Source organism: Flavonifractor hominis (genome assembly GCF_040095835.1).
Classification (GTDB): Bacteria; Bacillota; Clostridia; order Oscillospirales; family Oscillospiraceae; genus Flavonifractor; species Flavonifractor hominis.
Genome location: NZ_JBBMFT010000028.1, coordinates 1 through 2,720, shown reverse-complemented (window position 1 = coordinate 2,720; position 2,720 = coordinate 1). Strand labels below are relative to the sequence as shown.

Genomic DNA, 2,720 nt, shown 5'->3' with positions numbered 1-2,720 from the left:
TAGATGTTATAGCCGTAGGAACGGCTGCCGTCCCCCTTGTCATAGAAGTGGATCTTCACGCCGGTGAGATAGTAATAATCATCGGTGCTCTTGGGGTCGGTCATGCTGATGGTCACAGCGGCGGGATAGTAGCAGCTGCCGTGGGCGCTGTCGAAGGCGCCGGTCCAGCGGGTCTCGTCATTGCCGTCGTTGATGTTGACCGCGCCGTCGTTGTGCCCGGAGGAGATATCCTCATTGGGAACGGTGCCGTGGTCGGTCTCCACATCGTGGGCATAGACTTCCATGCCCTGGGAGACGGGGATCTGGATCGCTTCAGCCGGGTCAATAAATTCGATGGTGTAGGTCTGGGGAGCCTCGCCGTTCAGACCGCTGATCTCCAGCTCCACACCGGGGGTGACCTGGCCATCGCTGGGCAGCTCCTCACCATCCAGCAGAAGCTTGGCGGTGTAGTTGCCCTCTACTTTCAGGTCCTCCAGGAAGTCGGAGACCTTGACCTGCTCCGGAACATTGGAGATGGTCTTGCTCTCCAGGTCCACGCCGTAGACCTCGCTGGCAATCCGATAGCCATAGACAGCCAGCTCATAGATGGAGGCGGCGCGGTAGGCGCTGGGCGCGGTGTTGCCGGTCACACTGAGGAGGATATAGCGGGCCGAGCCCGTAACGCTCTTGTTGCCCTCACCAAAGTCTGTGTTGTCCCGCATGTCCAGGAGAATGTTCTCGTCGCTCTTCAGTGCGGCCACATCGTCGGTGTTGCCGGCGTAGACCACAAACTGATAGATGCGGGTGGAGGGATCGTAGGCGTTCAGGTACAGATCATACAGCTCATACTCCGCACCAAGGTCAATGAGCACATCGGCGGGATAGGCAGTGTCGGGAATGGTGTGGCCGCTCTCGGTCAGAGCGCCGGTCCAACGGGTGCTCAGATTGCCGTCGTTGATGTTGGCGGCTACATCGTGGTGCTGTCCGCTGTTGGCACAGCCCTCTCCGCTGTCCTCGTTGGGGATTTCCTTGTCGCCCACGGTGATATTCTGAGCGGTAGCAGTCTTGCCCTGGGAGACAGGGATGGTGCTGGGGCCGTGGCTCACCAGGGTGTACACAGCCTGCTCACTGCCGTTGAAGGCAACGACCACCGTCATATCAGGGGTGACCGTCCCCTCGGTGACCGGCGCACCGTCCTTGACGACAGTGACGGAGTCATAGATGCCGTCCACCGTCAGGGCTGCCAGCAGTTCCTCCACGGTGGTGTCCTCATCCACACCGGCGATGGTGCGCTCGCCATTATCGATGGCGTATTCCTTACTGGTCAGGGCAAAACCGTTGACCTGGAACTCATAGATGGAGGGAGAACCCGTGTGGCCGGTGATGTTGAGCTTGATGTAGCGGGCGATGACGGGCTCGTCCAGGACCTGCTTGGTCCAGGCAATGTTGCCATCCTGACCCTGTACGCTGGACTGCTCGGGGCAGAGGAGGGTGTAGTCCCCATCCGAACTGCTCACACTGCCGGTCAGGCTGCCGTATACCTCGTACTCATAAGTCCGGTTGGCGGAGTCGTACCAGAGGGAGTTGAACTCGGTGATGGTATAGGGCTGCCCCAGGTCGATGATGAACCACTCGGGATAACTTCCACCAGAGCCCCAACGAGTGTTGGGATTTCCATCCACCACATTTTTCGTTGGGACATCCTGCGTAGTCTGCGTATGTCCGGCACCGGTGGCCTTGCCCTGAGAGACCGGGGAAGCCACGATGGTATACCATGCGACATTCACGCCGTCCTCGGCGGTAACCTTCACCTTGGTACCCAGAACCGCGCGGGTGCCTTCCTCGTCCTCGATCAGCTGATCATCGGCCGTATAGAACGCGATCGTGGAGTTGCGCAGGGGGGTCAGGCCTGCCCGCAGGGCCGCCACAGTGGTGTCACCGGGCACGCCGGCAATGGTGCGGTTCTCAGGGTCGGCCTCGTTGATGCTGTAGCGGCTGGAGCTGATGCCCGGCTCGCTGTAATATTCACGGGTCCAGACAACGGTATCGGTATAGACGTTACCTTCGCTGTCCGTACCCACGGCCACTGCCGTATGCTCGCCCTGCTCAGAAATGTCCACATCCAGCCACTCAAACTTGCCCAGCTGGGTGTTGGGGACCAGGGTGTCGTCGGGCTGTCCGCTGGTATTGAGGGCGGGCTCGCTGTTGCCATTCTTCGTCAGCTTGCCCAGGGACACACCATCCATGAACAGCTCTACGGTCTCCATGTTGGAATAGACCTTGACATCGATCTGGTTCTGATTGCGCACCTCAAAGCGGCTGCTGTTGATGTGCAGGGTGGGGGTATCGGACCAGTTGGCCTTGTAGAAATAGAAGCAGTCCTTCTTCAGGGCACGGTCGTAGGCCACGACGCCCTTGGTGTTGATGCCCAGACGGTCGGGGGTGGTGGTGCGGCCGTCGGAACCAAACTCGAACATGTTCCAGATGTAGGAGCCCCACATCCAGTCCGACTCGCTGATGGCCTTGTAGTAGATCTCATGCCACTGGGAGGTGAACTCCTCAGACTGGCTGCCAGCCCAGTAGCCGGGCTCCTCCTCGTGGATGAAGGGGCTGCAGTCCGCGCCGTACTCGCTCATGCCCACATTGCCGTGGACGTAGACGGGGATCTCCTCCTTCACGCCCTCGGGATTGGTCAGGGCGTTGTCGGTGCCCGTGATGGTCTTGTGCTTGGCGCCGTAGTC

1 protein-coding gene is annotated in these 2,720 nt (G+C 60.1%); it reads right to left on the bottom strand.

The window, feature by feature from the left end; all coding sequences use genetic code 11:
- On the bottom strand, positions 1 to 2,720 hold a 2,720-nt coding region (locus WMO45_RS13575), incomplete at both ends, for a discoidin domain-containing protein (protein ID WP_349141426.1).